The organism is Paenibacillus sp. JNUCC 34 (genome assembly GCF_058269055.1).
Genome location: NZ_CM177770.1, coordinates 2,847,319 through 2,866,996 on the forward strand (window position 1 = coordinate 2,847,319; position 19,678 = coordinate 2,866,996).

The 19,678-nt window shown below is 42.9% G+C and carries 16 protein-coding genes; all 16 read left to right on the forward strand.

Translation table 11 applies throughout. The annotated features are described in order from the left end of the window. Positions 1-29: 29 nt before the first annotated feature. The 16 genes from AC2TF5_RS13355 to AC2TF5_RS13430 all read left to right on the forward strand — a co-directional run bounded on the left by AC2TF5_RS13355 (position 30) and on the right by AC2TF5_RS13430 (position 19,650). Entirely contained in the window at positions 30-1,118 is a 1,089-nt protein-coding gene (locus AC2TF5_RS13355) for a cysteine peptidase family C39 domain-containing protein (RefSeq protein WP_491302614.1), read from the forward strand. Between the two features lie 22 nt (positions 1,119-1,140). Then, positions 1,141-2,529 (forward strand): glycosyltransferase family 2 protein, encoded by a 1,389-nt coding sequence (locus tag AC2TF5_RS13360; RefSeq protein ID WP_491302615.1) that lies wholly within the window; start codon positions 1,141-1,143, stop codon positions 2,527-2,529. 250 nt (positions 2,530-2,779) lie between these two features. Further along, positions 2,780-3,373 carry an RNA polymerase sigma factor gene (locus AC2TF5_RS13365; RefSeq protein WP_241929075.1) on the forward strand — a complete coding sequence of 198 codons (594 nt, stop codon included), beginning with the start codon at positions 2,780-2,782 and terminating at the stop codon, positions 3,371-3,373. Further along, complete coding sequence (locus AC2TF5_RS13370) at positions 3,339-4,283, forward strand: hypothetical protein (protein WP_491302616.1); 945 nt, start codon at positions 3,339-3,341, stop codon at positions 4,281-4,283. Before AC2TF5_RS13365 ends, AC2TF5_RS13370 begins: the two co-directional genes overlap by 35 nt. A 227-nt stretch (positions 4,284-4,510) precedes the next feature. Continuing rightward, the gene (locus AC2TF5_RS13375; RefSeq protein ID WP_491302617.1) at positions 4,511-5,602 is read left to right on the forward strand and encodes an NAD(P)H-dependent flavin oxidoreductase; all 1,092 of its coding nucleotides are present in this window, start codon (positions 4,511-4,513) and stop codon (positions 5,600-5,602) included. A 458-nt stretch (positions 5,603-6,060) separates the two neighbouring features. Then, entirely contained in the window at positions 6,061-6,606 is a 546-nt protein-coding gene (locus AC2TF5_RS13380; RefSeq protein WP_491302618.1) for a cupin domain-containing protein, read from the forward strand. Positions 6,607-7,002: 396 nt separating this feature from the next. Further along, complete coding sequence (locus AC2TF5_RS13385) at positions 7,003-7,260, forward strand: hypothetical protein (protein ID WP_241929072.1); 258 nt, start codon at positions 7,003-7,005, stop codon at positions 7,258-7,260. A 273-nt stretch (positions 7,261-7,533) separates the two neighbouring features. Further along, a complete protein-coding gene (locus tag AC2TF5_RS13390) occupies positions 7,534-7,707 on the forward strand; it encodes a hypothetical protein (RefSeq protein WP_491302619.1) in 174 nt (57 codons plus the stop codon). 167 nt (positions 7,708-7,874) lie between these two features. Then, positions 7,875-9,134, forward strand: a complete 1,260-nt coding sequence (gene ltrA, locus AC2TF5_RS13395) for a group II intron reverse transcriptase/maturase (RefSeq protein ID WP_491302620.1) — start codon at positions 7,875-7,877, stop codon at positions 9,132-9,134. A gap of 599 nt (positions 9,135-9,733) precedes the next feature. Continuing rightward, on the forward strand, positions 9,734-10,444 hold the full coding sequence (locus AC2TF5_RS13400) for an alpha/beta hydrolase family protein (protein WP_491302621.1): 711 nt from the start codon (positions 9,734-9,736) through the stop codon (positions 10,442-10,444). Positions 10,445-10,658: 214 nt separating this feature from the next. Next, the gene (locus AC2TF5_RS13405; RefSeq protein ID WP_491302622.1) at positions 10,659-11,690 is read left to right on the forward strand and encodes a UTP--glucose-1-phosphate uridylyltransferase; all 1,032 of its coding nucleotides are present in this window, start codon (positions 10,659-10,661) and stop codon (positions 11,688-11,690) included. 224 nt (positions 11,691-11,914) lie between these two features. Then, on the forward strand, positions 11,915-13,363 hold the full coding sequence (locus tag AC2TF5_RS13410; protein WP_491302623.1) for an amino acid ABC transporter substrate-binding protein/permease: 1,449 nt from the start codon (positions 11,915-11,917) through the stop codon (positions 13,361-13,363). Then, on the forward strand, positions 13,356-14,084 hold the full coding sequence (locus tag AC2TF5_RS13415; RefSeq protein WP_491302624.1) for an amino acid ABC transporter ATP-binding protein: 729 nt from the start codon (positions 13,356-13,358) through the stop codon (positions 14,082-14,084). Before AC2TF5_RS13410 ends, AC2TF5_RS13415 begins: the two co-directional genes overlap by 8 nt. Before the next feature lie 209 nt (positions 14,085-14,293). Further along, positions 14,294-16,270 carry a methyl-accepting chemotaxis protein gene (locus AC2TF5_RS13420; protein ID WP_491302625.1) on the forward strand — a complete coding sequence of 659 codons (1,977 nt, stop codon included), beginning with the start codon at positions 14,294-14,296 and terminating at the stop codon, positions 16,268-16,270. A 134-nt stretch (positions 16,271-16,404) separates the two neighbouring features. Next, the gene (locus AC2TF5_RS13425; RefSeq protein WP_491302626.1) at positions 16,405-18,384 is read left to right on the forward strand and encodes a methyl-accepting chemotaxis protein; all 1,980 of its coding nucleotides are present in this window, start codon (positions 16,405-16,407) and stop codon (positions 18,382-18,384) included. 225 nt (positions 18,385-18,609) lie between these two features. Next, positions 18,610-19,650: a zinc-binding dehydrogenase gene (locus AC2TF5_RS13430; protein WP_491302627.1), complete on the forward strand. Its 1,041-nt coding sequence runs from the start codon at positions 18,610-18,612 to the stop codon at positions 19,648-19,650. The last annotated feature ends 28 nt before the right edge of the window (positions 19,651-19,678 follow it).

The following is a 19,678-nucleotide window of genomic DNA, read 5'->3' on the forward strand; positions in this document are numbered from 1 at the left end:
ATGTAATCAAGATTATGGAGGTCAGTCGCATGAACATCGTGGAAATGGAATCCGTGCTTACGGATAAGACCATGAGAAGCGTCAAGCTGCCATTTGAGATGCCGCAGGTATATGGCTTTTTGGGCCATGCTTATGTACTCGGCATTCTTCAGCCATTTGAGTACGCTCAGCCGTGGATTCATACGAGTTATATTCAATTGTTTATAGCCAAGCATTATTTGAATGATCTGCAGGAGTATCGTCTGGATTTCTATCCAGACTTGATGATTGCTTATAACAATATGCCATGGTTGATGTATAAGCACTCCGATAAAGTCCTGCTGGAGCAGCTTGGGGTAGATATTCATCGTTATCTGATTACGCAGCTAGAACGTGAATATTATGTCGTAACGTACGTGGATGAATTCTATATTCACAATTCGATCTGCTATCAACAGAACCATTTTGTTCATGATATTTTCATCTATGGTTATGATCTGGATCGGCAGATTTATCATGTTGCGATCTTTGATAAGAATCGTCAGTTTGCGATGCAGGAGGTTACCTTTGAGCAATTTGGTCAAGCCTATGCATCACAAGATAAAACAACTCATTCGTTGATTAGCTCATGCAAAAGGATGGAGCCCTTGGATTATGAAGGCAGCAAATACGGCTCTGGCGTAGGGAGATTTGATTTTGACTTGCAGCTAATGATTGATGTGCTTACTGACTATTTGGAAGGACGAAACTCTACGGAACGGCTTCGTATTCAGCAGCAGCCGATGGAAGGTTATTTCGGTGTTGAGATTTATCCTTACCTCCAGGAATTCGTTACGCGCGTGATCGAAGGCGTGCAAAATTTCGACGTTCGTCAGCTTCATATCCTATGGGAGCATAAGAAGATGATGGTTGCAAGGATTAAATACCTGCAGCAGTTAGGCTATCTCCAAGAAGAGACTTCACTGTTATCCGAAGCTGAGCGTCTTGAGAAGCAAGCCTATACCCACCGTAATCTCATGCTGAAAGGCTTTATGAGTAACAATAGAAACATACTACAGCCGCTTGTACACTCGCTCGAGGAGATGCTGATTGCAGAAAAAGCATTGATTACGCAGTTAATCGAGGAGCTTCGCAAGTAAAAAGAGATAAGAGGGAGTGAGTATGTTGGACGTATCAATCATTATTCCTGTATACAATAAAATGGAGCAGTTAGAGCATTCACTCAATTTCATTGCGAACCAGATCGATATAGGAATATCGCTTGAGGTCGTCGTTATCGATGATGGATCAACAGAGCCAGTAAAGGACATTATCAATTGTTATACAGATCAAATCAAAAATCTAAAATATTTGTATCTAGAACGGGATAAGCACTCCTGCCGTTCACGGACTCGCAACATAGGCATTCGCGAGAGCAGTGGCAACATTCTTGTTTTTCTCGACTGCGGCATTGTCATCCCTGACTTTTTTATCGAGCGCGTCGTGAACCGGATCGGTGATTGTACGAACATGGTGCTGTACCATTATGTCATGGGTGCGTTTACGGAGCCGAACAAAGAGGATTTGTTAGTCATCGAAAATATTAAACCATCTAATCTTGCTGATATTTGCGAGCAGCTCAGGTATCATCCCGATTGGGAGGACATGCGAACCTCACATTTTGAGCTGGTGGACCATGACCTGAATCGGATGGATGTACCATGGTCGATGGGATGGGGCGGCGCGGTTACGGCATCTCGTGATATCGTCCTTCAAGCAGGAGGCTTTGATGAGACGCTGAAGGGCTGGGGAGCGGAGGATACTGATTTTGCGTATCAGCTTCATAAACATGGGGCGTCGATGTATGCAACGGATGACATTTGCACGCTGCATCTGCCTCATCCTTCCGACGATAATATCGATCAGAAGATAAAGTCCAGCTACTTGAATCGCAAGAAAATGCATATGAAGCACCGTACTTTTGACACTGAGATTTATCCCTATTCAGCAGATTTGCACTTTGATCTGATTATGGCGAAGTTTAATCGGCTGGTGACCCACTATTATGTACCTGCGTACAGCGATTCCTTGATTGAGCTATTGAACCGTGAGTATGTGCAGGGAGCAGAGCGAACAGCGGTCATCGGGGCAGACAGTCATGCTGTCCTTTCTACGTTGAATGTGTCTCACGTCTTTTTGCAAAATAAAGGATTACTCCTGCGTTACCAAAGCACCTGGCCAGAGAAGGAATTTGTCTATTTGCTAGGGTTGGATACCCTTTATTCGTCCAAGTACTTTGATGTCATCATTGTAACGGATTACTTCAGAATGTTTAGCGAGCCGCTCATTGGCATTATGCTGAAGGAGCTTTATCGGATCAGTAAGAAAGTTGTGTTTTTATACAACGATAGCTATGTATCATATCTCGCGACCACGGCAGGATGGACATGGCATAGCAGACAGGAGCTGGAGCAGCTCTTTGAACGCAGCCAGTTGATGTTTCATACGGAGCGCCAGGTCGGCGATTGCAAGGTGTTCGAAGTAGGCAAGGCGGTTACGGTCGTTGTCTAAATGAATAGGATACAAGTTTTCCGTTAGAGGCTGCCATTTGGTAGTCTCTTTTTTTGCATATGCCAAATATATACTGAAAAGTATCCGATAAATTATTCAATGAACCCTTATGAGTAAATAACGGAATTGGGTATAGGGAATCGGACCGAACAAGCTCCTTGCGAAGCTCGTTTTAGATTGTAGTGATTTTTGGTGCTGTCACATTTTGGGCCGAGCTGTTCGTTGTATAGAGTGAAGGGGGTGAGACGGCTTGAATGATGCGGAGTTAAGTCAGATCATTGCAGATGTGTTGGATGGGAACACAGAAAAATTCGAGAAAATCATGGAGGTTTATCAAAAACCGATTTTTCTCTACTGTTATCATATGCTGGGCAATTATGCCGAAGCCGAGGATAACGCACAGGAAGTATTTTTGAAGACATTCCGCACCTTGAAGAAATATACCCAATATGAGATAGATTTTGGCGCCTGGGTATACAAGATTGCCTACCATCAATGCATCGACATCATCCGTAAGCGAAAGTTGGTGAAATATATGCCTTTCTTTTACCAGGATGAGAAAGAAAATAATGAAGTCGATATGCATATTGAAGCCAACTATTTTGATGAATCCGTACATCAAGCTATGGCGAAATTATCGGCGGAAGAGCGTAATTTGTTAATCTTGCGTTGTGTAGAGGATAAAAGCTACCAGGAGATCGGTTTGATTCTCGGCAAAAACAGCGCAAGCCTTCGTAAAAAATACGAACGTACATCTGCAAAATTTCGAAAGTATTATGCTCAAGTGAAGGGAGTGGGAGTGTATGAATATGGACAAAAATCGGGATTTGAAAAAACTGTTTGATGACCCGCGCATTCCCGACGCCGACTTGACAGGAAAAGTAATGAGAATACTAAATGCTAAGCCAAAAGAAAAGGAGAGGTTTTTTGTGAAATATAAAGTTGCTTTGACTGCGTTTGTAGGGATGATGTTAATGGGCTCCACAGGTTATGCGGCAGTTCAATATCATTCTTTGACGAATAAGGATGGCGAAGTCGTATATGAGACTAAATCGGCGAAAGAGATGGGACCAGAATCGAAAGAGGATAGGAAGCATGGCGAAGAATTTTATGCTCTTAAGGAGAAGGTGCTAAAGAGCGGTGAAGCTGGACTGTTCTATCTGGTTGCCAATAACCCGAATCATCAAACGGATCTTGGAACGAAGATGACTCCATTCCAAAATCTCACTCAATTGCGAGATAAGATTACGGATAAATCCGTTAAGATTCCAGACAGTGTCAATGGAAATTATACATTCAAACAAGCGGAAGTGATGTTTAGAAATGCTCAGGAAGTAAATCCACCTTCTCCGGAAGAACAAAAGGCGCTGGCGGAAAAACTGAGAAAACAGGCGGAAGCATCCAATCAGGGATATGCCATGATGCCGGTTGAAATGACAGATCAGTTTTTCCTTCTCTTTGCTAAGTATCAAAATGGCGAAGATGAAATCGCGGTTGATATCACTAATGTGAGTGGAAAGGGCATGAACGCTGGAATGTATATTGACGAGAACGTTGAATTTAAGCAGGAGAAGGTTCAAGTGAAGGGAGTAGAAATGCTGCATACAGAATTTGGTCCTTCGCAGAGGCACGAGCTGAAATGGGTATACGAGAGCCCAGACAAAAAGGTGAAATACGCCTATACTTTACGTGGAGACATAAATAAAGTAAGTAAAGAAACTTTGATGAAAATTGCCGAAGGCTATTTGGAATAATAAATATTAAAGCAACGGGAATCTTCTCCAAGCCAATTGGAGTTGATTCCCGTTTTTCTTTTTGGCAGGGGACGGAGATTACACCATGTATAAAATCATGCAAAATGTAAATGACTTCAGGACAACTCTTGCCATTATGCGTGTTTGAACCTATCATTGTGCTAATGATAGAAATACATTCCAATCATGCAAATATTAACAAGGTGAAACAGTGGGAGGCGGAAGGTATGATGTGGCATCAGACACGTGTGACAAATCAATTAAATATTACATATCCAATTATTTTAGCGCCAATGGCCGGTGGGACAACGACGACACAGTTGGTATCAGCGGTCTCGAATGCCGGGGGGCTCGGCTCGTTGGGAGCAGGCTATATGGCGCAGGAGCAGATTCGGTCGGCTATTCGTTCGATTCGCGAGGAAACTGATCATCCGTTTGCGGTTAATTTGTTTGTGCCAGAGCATGTAACAGAGCAGTCGGAACAGATCGAACAGATCCAACGCATCATGCAGAAATACCGCGAAGAGCTGAGAATTGAGGAAGCAACGGTAAATAGTCGCTTCGCCGAATCTTTTGAAGAGCAGATTGCTGTTGTACTGGAGGAAAAAGTACCGGTGTTCAGTTGCACCTTCGGCTTGCTGAAACCTGGCTTGATCGAATCTTTGAAAGCGAACGGTACAACGATAATTGGCACTGCGACAACGGTACAGGAAGCAGTGGCACTGGAGCATTCCGGCGTGGATATAATCTGTGGTCAAGGCAGTGAGGCCGGTGGACATCGTGGGACGTTTCTCAGTGATCACAGCGGAGCAATGATTGGAACGATGGCATTGATTCCGCAGATCGTGGACAATGTCAACATTCCGGTCATTGCGGCAGGCGGCATCATGGACGGTCGCGGTGTAGCAGCAGCGCTCGCTTTGGGAGCCGAGGCGGTACAGATGGGTACGGCGTTTTTGACCACTCCAGAAAGCGGAACACATGTTAAACATAAAGAAGCGATATTGAATAGCACAGAGGAAAGTACGACGATCACCCGTGCGTTTTCCGGTAAACCGGCTCGCGGGATTCGCAATCGATTTTTGGTCGAAATGGGGGCTTATGAGGAGATCATTCCTGATTATCCGATCCAAAATGCGCTTACCCGTGACATTCGCAAAACTGCGGCTGACCAGAGTTTGCCCGAATATTTAAGCCTGTGGGCTGGTCAGGGGACACGCTTAAGCAGCAGTATGTCTGCACAGAAGATCTTCACCGATGTAGTGGAACAGACGGAAGCGCAATTGCAAAGGTTCAAGTCAAGTTTGCCATCCGAGTAGACGTAACATTATGCATGGTAGGACAATAATTGATTAAGATGACAACGATTTCTCCCTAAATAAGCAATTGGGGTCCGTAGAAAAAGCGGACTTTTTTGTGTTAGTCCTGTTCTGCTCCCCGATCTCGTCACAAGCCAAGAACAGTTAAAGAGGTTGTTCAAAAAGTCCGCTTTTGATCACGAAGTAAATCAGGAAGTGGGCTCGGCATCGAATCTTGAATTCAGCCGGTCCTTCCGGTGCTCACGTACCCAAAACGTACGCTCCGCTCTTCAGTCCCTAGCTTCATCCAACCTTCTCGGTGCTGAAAACCGACCTTTTTGAACACGCACTAAAGGATAAGTTTTTGGGGAGATCGGGCGTACTTAAGCATGATGGGCTGCTGCCCATTTTTCAATCCGTTGACTAGGCATCTGCATAGGATAAAAAATGCATACTGAAACATGAAAAGGAGAATGAACATGTATCGTAATTCATGCTGTCATTATCATTGGCATAATCCTGTGCATTACTACTGGACTAACAATTTGGATCCTAATTCAAATCTTTATTATCACCGTTGGCATAATTACTACCGGAGTTCTTATAATGAAAACATTAAATTAATGGACTACGGTCCAAAACCTTTAGTAGTGAATATAGAAGAAGCTACGGAGCAAAACAATACTTACCGAACCGCTTTATGGACAGGAAAATACTTTCAAGTTACCCTTATGAGCATTGATGCTGGCGATGATATTGGTTTAGAGGTTCATCCCACAACGGATCAATTCATACGGATTGAAGAGGGGCAAGGTCTTGTCCAAATGGGGGATAGTAAAGATAATCTTAGTATCCAAGCAATGGCTCGTGACGGATATGCCATAATGATACCTGCGGGAACATGGCACAATGTAACCAATACGGGGAATACACCGCTTAAAGTTTACGTGATCTATGCTCCGCCTCAGCATCCCCACGGTACGGTTCATGAAACCAAGGCAGATGCCATGTCGGCCGAAACGTAATAGTTCAACACTTCAAAAGCAGCCGATCCTTCGGCTGCTTTTGTCCATATATGAAACTGTGGACCATTCCCAGTCGCCAAATTGGCGGCTTTTTTGTTTTAACGAGATCCTACATACTTTTTATAGATTCACCTTGTTTTATTGTAATCGTCTATTTCCAGTACATTATTGCTGTTGATTAGGCACTTGCCGTGCGCACCTTAGATACTTCTCCGTAAACTGTTGTTGTAGATCAAATCTCCAATTCAATAGCAAACTTTCACTCATCAGGCAATGCATATGTATTCGATAACCACACCATTTATATTCGACATCTTGAAAAAATTGGATGAGATTGGAATCGCGAACTGAAACAACGCGTTACCTAAGTACCAATAAGTAAAAGGAGAGAGATGAATGTCTAAAGAATTTAAATTAACTACAGCTAGAAGAGTACCTTTGAAAACACAAAGCAGGATTAGAAATGTATCCTCGAGCTTAGTTGGTAATGTTGTAGTTGTTCGAACACTATTTAATACTTTTACGGGATGTTTACTAAGTGTTGGAAGAAATACGATTCGTTTACGTATTTTTAGTGGGATTGACAGAGTGTTCATAACGATTCGAATTCCAATTGGAATCATCGTAGATATTTTCCGTTTTCCATGTCCATGATGAGCTTGGACTGTATTAGTTAAGAAAGGAGCCCTAGAGGCTCCTTTTTAGTGCGCCCAGCATGGGCGCTATCTATAGGGTTTAAGTCCTGAGTGGCGAAGGCAGTAGTAGCCATTAGCTTAAGACAAGGGTGTCGTCCGTGAGGACGAATCTGAAGGAAGTCAGCGGCAAATCTCCGTTCTGAGGAACACAAACTTCATATAAGGCTAACGTGCGTTGGAAGAGGTTGCTAAACAAACCAAAGTCCATACTGCCAAAGGCGTACGAGAGTAAATGAAGCAGATAGATGGAGAGGAAGATAGCGTTCTTACCTGGGGAGATCTGTGTGGAACGCAGAGTGAACTCTGTAAGCAACTCTGTGAAGAGGTGTTGAACGCACAGAAGTCAGCAGACGCCATAGTACGCGGATTGCGACGGCAAGAAGCGGAAGGGCTGAACATGAAATAGGAATTGAACAACTAGGCGTTCGAGAATAGGCAATGAACGCAGACAATCCTAATTTTTTTTTAGGACCTATCCAAGGGAGGACATGGTGAATCCATAGGGGATCTTGGAAGGGCGGAGTTTATTCACGGCACAAGCAGAAGAACAATTCACGAAGGAGATTGTATCGTATGATGCAGGCATTACTGTCACGAGAAAACTTACTATCGGCACTACATCGTGTCGAAGCGAACAAAGGAAGCCATGGTATAGATGGTATGCCCGTAAAATCCTTACGAGAGCACATTCTTCAACATTGGCATTCTCTTCGTCAAAGTATAGAGAACGGCACCTATGAACCGAGTCCAGTCCGAAGAGTCGAAATCCCGAAACCTAACGGCGGAACAAGATTATTAGGTATACCTACCGTGACAGATCGCTTCATTCAACAAGCAATTGCGCAAGTATTAACCCCTATTTTCGATCCAGTGTTTTCAGAGCATAGCTATGGATTTCGTCCACAAAGGCGAGGTCATGATGCTGTAAGGAAAGCAAGACAGTACATGGTGGAAGGGCATAGGGTTGTAGTTGACCTAGATTTGGAGAAGTTCTTTGATCGAGTGAATCATGATCGGTTGATGGCTAAGATAGCGAAGAAAGTGGATGATAAAGAGTTACTTCGACTTATCCGTAAATATTTGCAATCTGGAGTGATGATCGATGGACTGGTAAAACCGACGGAAGAAGGGACTCCACAAGGAGGCCCGTTAAGTCCGCTCTTATCTAATATTATGCTTGATGAACTCGACGAAGAATTAGAACAACGAAATCTACGCTTTGTGAGATATGCAGATGACTGCAATATCTATGTAAGGACACGTAAAGCAGGCGTAAGGGTAAGCAAATCGATCATCCAATTCATAGAAACAAAACTGAAACTGAAGGTGAATCGTGAGAAAAGTGCGGTAGACCGCCCGTGGAGACGAAAGTTTTTAGGATTCAGTTTAAGTCATGAAAAGGAATCGAAAGTTAGAATCTCGAAGCAGTCCCAACGAAGAGTAAAGGCAAAAATCCGAGAGATAACATCGAGAAAACGCCCGATTTCGATGGAGAACCGAATCAAGGAACTGAATCAATACCTCATAGGCTGGTGCGGATATTACGCATTAGCAGAAACACCAAGTATTTTTAAAGCGCTCGACCAATGGATACGAAGAAGGATGAGAATGTGCTTATGGAAGCAGTGGAAGAAGCCACACACAAAAGTGAGAAAACTTCTTTCGCTAGGAGCTCCAAAAGGTAAAGCACATGAATGGGGAAATACACGAAAGAGATATTGGCGAATTGCGGGTAGTCCAATTCTTGAGCAAACATTAAATAACCAGTATTGGAAAACAAATGGACTCAAGAGTCTGATGGAACGTTACAACCAACTAAGGGATATTTCATGAACCGCCGTATACCGAACGGTACGTACGGTGGTGTGAGAGGTCGGGGGCTTGGCGCCCCCTCCTACTCGATTGTAACTACGCCGCATTGGTTAATGTTAGCCCAGGCTTGTTGAGTTGATATTATGTATTGTAGGGAATTCAAGTGAATGATGGATTTTTATTCATACAAATAAAGCAGAACGTTACCGATAAGGTTTAAATTAGTTATAGAGTGGAGCCGTGATTCGCTGCGTACATATAAAAAAGCACACCATGCATCCCCGACGCATGAGTCGTGGGATTTCGTATAGTACTGACACCGATTGTCGGAGGACAAGAACATATATACGCATATGAAGTCGCGGAAATCGCGGCTTTTTACTTTAACGGTGTAAGTTCTTATTCTTTCACCAGGACATGAACTTACATCATTAGCCGAAATGGACAAGAACTTGTATTCATAGCCGATTAGATGATTGTCTAATGAACATCGGCACCGACTACTTATTAAGCCCAAGGGCAGGAATGTCTATAAAGCTAAAGAATAGTTATTTAAACGTGATTGATCGAAGATAGAAAAGGGAAGCAAGGAAGCAGAATAAGGAGGGGGCTGTGAAATCATGACAGAGACATTCGTATCCTCCAATAGCACATGTACAATAAAGTGCCGTACGGTTGTTTTCTTTTTTGCCGGTGTACTGACGTATCGGAATAATTTTGAAGCCGCTGCCAGTGAGATTGCCAAAAGATATCGAAATGCCAAAATTGTGATGATCTTTCCCTATGGGGTGGCAAACGGTACTACCGGTTCCTCTTTAATCGGTTTGCTGTCACGGCAACTTACTCAAGTCGGCTATGACCTGGCCCGTAACCAGTCCCGGCGGGTTACTAACGCATCGCAAATCATCCGTGAGCATGTAGTGGGTGCGGATCACCTGATCCTTATCGGGCACAGCGCCGGAGGCGTAATCGCCTATCGGGTAGGGCTTTATTTGGAGGAGAAGTACGGCTTTCAACGAGTTCAGGTATTTGCTGTAGGGTGTCCAAAGTTTTATTTGAAGGACATTCCATACAATGACAGATTTACATATATCACTGGCCAGAATCCGGATAGGATCACTCAAATTGGCAGCTGGCGCAAGCCAGGTTCTAGAGTGTACCTGGGAAAGCCGGGGCGCGAAATTCAAATGGAATTTAATCCGGATCATCAGGGATGGCGGTTTCATGCCTCGTATTTTCTGGAATCGGTCTGGACGGATTCGAACCAAGTGTTCCATACCAATTCAGAAGACCTGGTCTCCAAAATCCATGAACTGTACCCGGGTAACTAATGTTTCATGATGATGTCTTACTTTATTTTTCAAATATATCAATTCAGTGATACTTTTTTAAATTAATTCTAAAATAGAAGGTGATGTTATATGGACTTTACAATAGCAGAAGCGATGAATTTAACACGAAAACATAAACAAAAACATTTACTTAATTTTTATAAAGATCTTCCAGACGACTCAAAAACAAAATTGTTAAAACAGATTCTTGATATTGCCTAAAGGAACTCTTGATATCGGTCTCCCTTCAAGAAAATCACTTTTTCAACTTCAGGTTGAGCGACTGTCAAAACTTTCAGAATATACAGGCAATTATATCTATTTGTTTATTATGACAAGCCAGGATAATCATGAAAGTACTACTGCGTTCTTTAAAGATAACAATTTTTTTGGATATTGTTCTGATCATATTTTTTTCTTTCAGCAAAGTTCAATACCTGCAGTTGACTTCCAGGGGCGAATACTCTTGTCAGATAAAGATGAAATTTGCAATGTTCCAAGTGGTAATGGCGATTGTTTTGTGGCTTTAAAAAACTCAGGGGCTTTAAATACCATGAAAATAAATGGTGTTAAATGGATATTTTATAATAATGTTGATAACGCACTGATAAAAATCGCAGATCCTAATATGATTGGTTTCGCTGAAACAAAAGATTATCCTATAACAGTAAAAGTTATTGAAAAAAAATATCCTGATGAAAAAGTTGGCGTTCTTTGCATGAAAGACAATCGTCCATCAGTAATCGAGTATATTGATTTACCTGATGAGTTGAAGGTAAAGACCGATGAAAAAGGTAAATTACTCTTCGGAAGCGCAAATATTTCCGTACATATGTTCAAACTCGAGTTTGTAGAAAAAATGGCGGAGCAATACCTGCCCTACCATACTGCGGTAAAAAAAATTAAGTATATTGATGATGTCGGCCATAGAACTATTCCACAAAACACCAATGCGTATAAATATGAGCGATTTATTTTTGACTTTTTTAATTTCTGTGACAAGATCGGAGTTCTTAAAGTAAAGAGGGAAGCGGAATTTGCACCCATTAAAAATAAGGAAGGTGAAGACAGTCCTCGTACTGCTCGAAAAATGATTTTTAATTTGCACAAAAAATGGCTACTAAAGCAAGGAGTATCCTTAGATAGATTACATGGTAAAAATATCGAAATATCTCCATTGCTATCATATTTCGGTGAGAATATTTCTCAAAAGGAAATTAAAATCATCTTAGAGAAATCACCTTGATTCTAGTGCAGATGAGCGCTTATTTGGGTAATGAATAACAGCGATCCGGCTTGCTGCTGTGCTTCATTCCATAGGCGTAAAATAGCTTTCTAGTTCTCTGTTAGAAATTGTATTTTTAGAAATGGTGTATTATTTGTTAAAATAGGATAACTGGTGGTAGAAAACCTCACAAGGAAAAAGTAAGTGGAAATTAACTTCGGAGTTGACTAAGAAGGAGAGGACACATGAAATCAAGAAAATTATCATTATTTATTATGTCGCTGCTGCTACTCATGGTGACCGGTTTGTCCGGTTGGGCAGGAGGCGCTGCGGCGGAGCCGGAACCCGGTAAAACCTATGTGATTGGTACCGACATTACGTTTGCGCCGTTTGAATTTCAGGATGCGAGCGGCAATTTCGTCGGCATTGATATGGACCTAATGGAGGCCATCGCTAAGGATCAGAATTTTAAGTATCAAATCAAGCCGCTGGGTTTTAACGCAGCCGTTCAGGCGCTCGAGTCAGGACAGGTAGACGGCGTGATCGCAGGGATGAGCATCACTGATGAGCGGAAGCAAAAATTCGATCTATCGGATCCGTATTTTGATTCCGGCGTGGTCATGGCGATCAGCAAGAACAATGACACTGTCAAGAGCTACGAAGATTTGAAAGGGAAGAAGGTTGCAGTAAAGACCGGTACAGAAGGCTATAGATTCGCTGAATCGATTGCCTCAAAGTACGGCTTCAAGATCGTCCCATTCGATGAATCCTCGCAGATGTATGATGATGTTAAGACAGGCAATTCCATCGCCTGCTTCGACGATTATCCAGTACTGGCTTATGGGGTAACCCAGAATAATGGTCTGAAAATCGTGACTGAGAAGGAAAAAGGCGGCTCCTATGGCTTTGCGGTGAACAAGGGAATGAATCAGGAGCTTATGGAGAAATTCAATACCGGCCTGATCAATCTTCGCGCAAGCGGTGAGTATGACCGGATTCTCGAGAAATATCTTGGTGAGAATGCATCCGGACCGGCGAACCAAAGCCGCTGGGAGCTAATTCAGGAGTCTCTGCCGTCCCTGCTGAAGGGTCTTGGCAAGACGCTGTTGTACACGATTGTTTCACTGTTTTTAGCCTTTATTTTTGGGCTTGTTTTCGGATTTATGAAAGTGGGACAGAATCGGTTCCTGCGCGGCGTTGCGACCGTGTTCGTCGATGTATTCCGCGGCATTCCGCTGATTGTCCTCGCCTTCTTTATTTACTTCGGGATCCCGCAGGCATTCGGTTTCACGATGCCGCTGTTCCTGGCGGCGATTTTGACGCTCAGCCTGAATGCAGGCGCTTATGTGACGGAAATTATCCGGGGCGGCATTCAGTCGGTCGACCGGGGACAAATGGAAGCGGCGCGTTCGCTCGGCTTGCCTTACCGTAAAGCGATGATAAAGATCATTATCCCGCAGGCGGTTCGCGTCATGATTCCGGCATTCATCAATCAGCTCGTCATTACGCTTAAAGATACGTCGATTCTGTCGGCCATCGGTCTCGTCGAGCTGACGCAATCCGGCAAAATCATTATCGCCAGAACGTTCTCGTCGTTCGATATTTGGCTTGTCGTTGCTATCATGTATCTGATTGTCATCACGATTTTGACGAAAATTTCAGGTTATCTGGAAGGGAAGGTGCGTCGTGGGTAAAATCCAGGTTGAGGGATTACAGAAAAGCTTTGGCGCAAATCAGGTGCTGAAAGGAATCGATATGCAGGTCAAGGAAGGGGAGGTTGTCTGTCTCATCGGCCCTTCCGGTTCAGGGAAAAGTACGTTCCTGCGCTGCATCAACCAGCTGGAGGAGATCACTGCTGGCCGGGTCATCGTCGATGATCAGGACCTAAACGATCCAAAAACGGACATTAACAAGGCACGCGAGAATATCGGCATGGTGTTCCAGCATTTTAACTTGTTTCCGCATTTCAACGTGCTGAAGAACATCATGTTCGCCCCTATGGAGCTGGGCAAAATGAATGCGGAGCAGGCGAGCGCCACGGCGCTGCGGCTTCTAGAGCGGGTTGGCCTGGCGGATAAAGCCGAGGCGTTCCCGAGCCAACTGTCGGGCGGACAGAAGCAACGGGTAGCAATTGCCCGCGCGCTGGCGATGAATCCGGACGTAATGCTGTTCGATGAGCCGACTTCTGCGCTTGACCCCGAAATGGTCGGCGAGGTGCTCGGCGTCATGAAGGACCTGGCGCGTGAAGGGATGACGATGGTTATCGTTACGCATGAGATGGGCTTTGCCCGGGAAGTGGCGGACCGGGTCGTATTTATGGACGGTGGCTATATTATCGAGGAAGGCTTGCCGGAAGAAGTATTCGGCAACCCAAATAATGAGCGTACGATCAGCTTCCTGGAAAAGGTGCTGTAGCGGCGGATTAATCCTCTCTGAGTGAACAAGTGCTTAAAAGGCGCTAAAGTTTCACTTGGAGGGGCTTTTTTTTTTCGAAAAAAAACATTTTATACATAGTTAAATTATGCTAATCTTTTTTAAGAGACGTTATAATGCCATTTTTTAACATATCTCTACTTATTCAGTAATGGTTTTGTAACACTTACATTATCTAGGGGGAATTCATCATGTTCAAAAAGTTACAGAACAAGCTCATACTTATTTTTGCTGTATTACTTATTGCCGCTATGGTTACCTCACAATTAGTGACCGGTATCCAAATGACTCAAAGCTTGAAAAAGGATCTGGATAAGACAGGAATAGATGGAGCAGAGGCTTTGTCACAGATTACGAAGTTGCGTCTTGATAATTATGCTAAGGATATTCTGCAATTCAGTGAGCAAGAAGAAATAAAAGATATTCTTAAAAACAGAGGCTCGCTAACGCCATCTATGATTAAAGAAATGAACTCGTATACAAAGATTAATACGGAAATATCAGCTATTTATATGGGTGATTCGGCCAAAAGAATGTATGACTCCGAATCGATAGCATATGAGGCAACTTATAATCCTCTTATCAGACCATGGTACAAGCTGGCCAATGACGATAAGGATAATGTGCAATTTAGCCAGCCATATATGGATGTTACGAATCAGAAAATGATATTATCAATCTCTAAAGCTATTGTAGATAATAATAAAGTCCTGGGTGTCATCGCGTTTGACCTAGAACTGGATGATGTTTCTAAGCAAATTAATGAGAGCGATGTAGGATATAATGGCTTTGGGTTCATTCTGGATTCCGAAGGAGACCCGGTGGTGCTGCCGGATTCAGATGGCAAAAATCAAAGAAACAGACCATATGTAGAGAAGATGTATAACAAGGATTCGGGAAAGATTGAGTACAATGAAAGTGGCACGAATAAAATTTTGTACTATACCACATTAGAGCTGACAGGCTGGAAGATCGGTGTCGTATATAAAGAAAAGGAATTGTTGACACTCGCTTACAATATTCAGCGATTAAACATAATTATTACTTTATGTGCCATCGTTATTTCAAGCATTATCATTTATTTTGTCGCCCGTTTCTTTACTAAACCAATTACTCAGCTAACAAATCGGGTACAGTTAATGGCAAATGGTGATTTGACAGTTCAAGGGGAGTACAAATCAAAGGACGAGATTGGGCAATTAACGAGTCACTTTAACCAAATGGCTCAAAAAATGCGCGAGGTTCTATCTAAAGTAGTCGATTCCTCCGAGAAATTGTCGGATTCGGCGGTAAGTCTGAGTGCAGTATCAGAGGAAACGAAGGCAACAAGTGAAGAAATTGCTCATGCGATGTCAGATGTGGCCCAAGGATCGGCAGAAAGTGCAACCAATCTAGATAATATGCAGCGCGTGACAGGTGATCTGGATTCACAGTTTACATTAATTGAAGAAACAATGGGTGATATGCAGATTAAATCGAACGAGACACAGAAGGCGAGTGTTGATGGTAGGGAGAAGCTGGCTGTTCTAGAAACCCGTTCAGACGAATCCTACCGTGAAATTCAATCGATTGAAAATGTGTTAAATATTCTTGTAGAGAGAATCAATGATATCAAAGAAGTCGTTGCAACGATGAACGCTATTTCCGGCCAAACCAATTTACTTGCTCTGAACGCGTCGATCGAAGCAGCGAGAGCCGGGGAGGCAGGCAGAGGCTTCTCTGTCGTCGCCACAGAAATTCGCAAGCTTGCAGAGAAATCAACCGAACATGCCGATGAAATTCGTGAAACTATTCTAGGTATTACTGAGGAGGCTGAACGTGCCACAGAAGCGATGAGCAGAACGAAAGAAATCACCATAGAGCAGAACAGTGCTGTAAAAGATACAGAGACGGCGTTTACAACCATCCAGGAATTGATGTATCAAGTAATACACTCGATTAACCAAATGTCGAATGAAGTGCAAAGGATGTCAACCTTGAAGGATGATGTTGTTCAATCTATTGAAAGTCTGTCCGCAATTTCTGAAGAATCCGCAGCTGCGGCCGAAGAGGTAAGTGCTTCTACACAAGACCAATTGCAAGCGATCGATACGGTTTCGCAATCTGCAGAGGAATTAAGTCAATCAAGTAATGAGCTGGAGCAGCTCGTTAAGAAGTTTAAAATTTAAAATCTACTATACCGAATTATAATGAATAACCTGAGTGAGAAATATTTGCTCAGGTTATTTAATTATTTTTGATAGTAGACGATATATAGTAATGAAGAATGCAACAACACTTATAACATCTGGGAGGAAACATCATGTTAAACAAATTGCAGAACAAACTTATTCTCATCTTTGCGTCATTACTTATTATTGTAATGGTCATCTCGCAGTTAGTAACAGGAAACGAAATGTCTAAAAACATTAAAGCAAAATTAGACATAGAAGGAGCGGGACACGCTGAAACATTAACGAAAATGACGGAATTACGCATAACCAATTATGGGATAGATCTTTTAGTTTTCAGTGAAGATCCACGTATTAAAGCACTGATACAAAACAATGAAGAGACTTTAACCCCTGAAATACAAGATGAAATGGTCAATTATATAAAGGTGAAGCCGGAAGTTTCCTCTATTTATATGGCAAGTTCATCGAAGCGTATGTATGATCCCGATACATCTAAGACATATGATGAAAGCTATGATCCAGCCGAAAGACCTTGGTATCAAATAGCTAGCGAGAATCCGAAAGAAGTGCAGTTTACGAAAGTATATTTAGATAGCTCCAATCAAATGAAAGTAGCTGCCTCAAAAGCAATTGTGGAAAATGGTCAAGTGATAGGTGTGATCGGACTTGATTTACCTTTGGATACGGTGACCAACCAAATCAATGAATTAAATTTAGGATACAATGGATATGGCTTTATTGTGGATGCTGAAGGAAATGCGGTCGTTCATCCAACAGATGCAGGAAAGAATGTGAGAGAAAAGCCGTATATAGATGAAATGTATCAGAAAGACGTTGGCAAAGTGTTATATACAGAGGGAAATACAGAGATAATCATCTATTATGAAACGATGGAAAACACGAATTGGAAAATAGGGGTAGTTTATAAAGAAGCAGAGTTATCAAAACTCATTAATCAAATTCTACAATTGAATACGCTGATTACCCTTATTGCAATTGTGATAGTTAGTGTCGTTGTTTATGTAATTGCTCGTTATTTCACAAAACCAATTGTGCAGTTAACGAAACAGGTACAGTTAATGGCTGAAGGAGATTTAACCGTTCAAGGGGAGGTAAGATCCAAGGACGAAGTCGGCCAATTAACAGGTCACTTTAATGAGATGGTGCAAAAAATGCGCGAGGTTCTATCTAAAGTTGTCGATTCTTCCGGGAAATTGTCGGATTCAGCGGTAAGTCTGAGTGCAGTTTCAGAGGAAACGAAGGCAACAAGTGAAGAAATTGCCCATGCGATGTCGGACGTGGCCGAAGGATCGGTAGAAAGTGCGAGCAATCTTGATAATATGCAGCGCGTGACAGGTGATCTGGATTCACAGTTTACATTAATCGAAGAAACAATGGGTGATATGCAGATTAAATCGAACGAGACACAGAAGGCGAGTGTTGATGGCACGGAGAAGCTGGCTGTTCTACAAACCCGTTCAGACGAATCCTACCGTGAAATTCAATCGATTGAAAATGTGTTAAATATTCTTGTAGAGAAAATCAATGATATCAAAGAAGTCGTCGCAACGATGAATGCGATTTCTGGCCAAACTAATCTGCTTGCTCTGAATGCGTCGATTGAAGCAGCGAGAGCCGGAGAGGCTGGAAAAGGCTTCTCTGTAGTCGCCACAGAAATTCGCAAGCTTGCCGAGAAATCAGCCGAACATTCCGATGAAATTCGTGAAACTATTCTAGGTATTACTGAAGAGGCTGAACGTGCCACAGAAGCGATGAGCAGAACGAAAGAAATTACCATAGAGCAGAATAGTGCTGTAAAAGATACAGAGACGGCGTTTACAACCATTCAGGAATTGATGTATCAAGTAATACACTCGATTAGTCAAATGTCGAATGAAGTGCAAAGGATGTCAACCTTGAAGGATGATGTTGTTCAATCCATTGAAAGTCTATCCGCAATTTCTGAAGAATCCGCAGCTTCGGCCGAAGAGGTAAGTGCTTCTACACAAGACCAATTGCAGGCGATCGATACGGTTTCGCAATCTGCAGAGGAATTAAGTCAATCAAGTAATGAACTGAAGCAGCTCGTTAAGAAGTTTAAAATTTAAGAGGATCATTCCAAAGTTGCAGCGGCAGCCCGGATACGATATATCCATGGCTGCCGCTGTTCCTTCTGATGACTAGACAATAACAGGGGTTTTTAACCAAATCGTCACAATTCAAACAATTAAATAATGATCTACACAACTTGCGATTATTAATATTTGATATAATTGGCTTGCAAACGCTTTATTTGGGGCGAATCGATTATTAGTCATTTAGGAGGGTTTGATTTGAAGGCGCTTGTTTACAAAGGGGCTAACGATGTAGAACTGACTAACTTGGAGAAGCCGGCATTGCTGGCGGATACGGATGCCATCATCCGTATTGTACTGACTACGATTTGCGGAAGTGACGTTCATTTAGTTCACGGACATATTCCGACAACACCAGGGTATGCGCTCGGCCATGAATACGTCGGAATTGTTGAAGAGGTCGGAAGCAAGGTTGCCCAGTTTAAACCGGGCGACCGGGTCATTGGTCCTGCTGCACCTTATTGCGGGCAATGCGAGCGCTGCTTAAAGGGTGATATTATGCATTGTTTAAACGGCGGCGTGCATGGCAGCGGCCAAGAATTCGGAAATCTATCCGGATCTCAAAGTGAATTTATGCGGATTCCTTATGCTGATGTGAATCTGATTCATGTACCTGATGATTTAGAGGATGAGCAGGTATTATTTGTAGGCGATATTCTGTCAACCGGATATTTTGCAGCGGAAAAGGCAGCGATCGAGCACGGGGATAGCGTTGTTGTGTTTGGTGCGGGCCCCGTCGGATTATGTGCAGTTCAAGCAGCTCAGCTATTTCTCCCTAAACAAGTCATTCTGGTCGACATTGATCCATACCGTTTGAAAGTCGGTTCCCGGATGGGAGCAACCCATACGATCAACGCCAAGGAAGTGGACCCGCTTGCTGTCATTGCGGAATTAACGGAAGGGAAGGGCGCAGATGCAGCCATCGAAGCAGCGGGCGCCGAGATTACGTTAGAGCAGGCACTGAAATGTGTAGGACTATGCGGCCGGGTATCACTTGTCGGCATTTTCGGGAAGCCGGTCACCATCCCACTTCAGGAAGCATTTATGAAGAATGTACGGATTGAGATGGGACTATCATATCTGGGTAACCTTAAGAAATTAATCAGGCTGATTCAAATGGGAAAAATCGATTTAACTCCGATGATTACGCATCGCATTCCACTCGATGATATCGAAAAAGGATTTAAAATGTTCGAACAACGTACAGATAAGGTCATTAAAGTTGTTGTAAGCCCATAATATAGCAAAAAACCCGCAGTTGGATCAT

Coding starts and splice junctions, on each gene's coding strand:
- AC2TF5_RS13360 (WP_491302615.1), top strand. CDS start 1,141: ATGTTGGACGTATCAATCATTATTCCTGTATACAATAAAATGGAGCAG.
- AC2TF5_RS13400 (WP_491302621.1), top strand. CDS start 9,734: ATGACAGAGACATTCGTATCCTCCAATAGCACATGTACAATAAAGTGC.
- ltrA (WP_491302620.1), top strand. CDS start 7,875: ATGATGCAGGCATTACTGTCACGAGAAAACTTACTATCGGCACTACAT.
- AC2TF5_RS13390 (WP_491302619.1), top strand. CDS start 7,534: ATGAAGCAGATAGATGGAGAGGAAGATAGCGTTCTTACCTGGGGAGAT.
- AC2TF5_RS13420 (WP_491302625.1), top strand. CDS start 14,294: ATGTTCAAAAAGTTACAGAACAAGCTCATACTTATTTTTGCTGTATTA.
- AC2TF5_RS13425 (WP_491302626.1), top strand. CDS start 16,405: ATGTTAAACAAATTGCAGAACAAACTTATTCTCATCTTTGCGTCATTA.
- AC2TF5_RS13370 (WP_491302616.1), top strand. CDS start 3,339: ATGGACAAAAATCGGGATTTGAAAAAACTGTTTGATGACCCGCGCATT.
- AC2TF5_RS13355 (WP_491302614.1), top strand. CDS start 30: ATGAACATCGTGGAAATGGAATCCGTGCTTACGGATAAGACCATGAGA.
- AC2TF5_RS13375 (WP_491302617.1), top strand. CDS start 4,511: ATGATGTGGCATCAGACACGTGTGACAAATCAATTAAATATTACATAT.
- AC2TF5_RS13410 (WP_491302623.1), top strand. CDS start 11,915: ATGAAATCAAGAAAATTATCATTATTTATTATGTCGCTGCTGCTACTC.
- AC2TF5_RS13385 (WP_241929072.1), top strand. CDS start 7,003: ATGTCTAAAGAATTTAAATTAACTACAGCTAGAAGAGTACCTTTGAAA.
- AC2TF5_RS13380 (WP_491302618.1), top strand. CDS start 6,061: ATGTATCGTAATTCATGCTGTCATTATCATTGGCATAATCCTGTGCAT.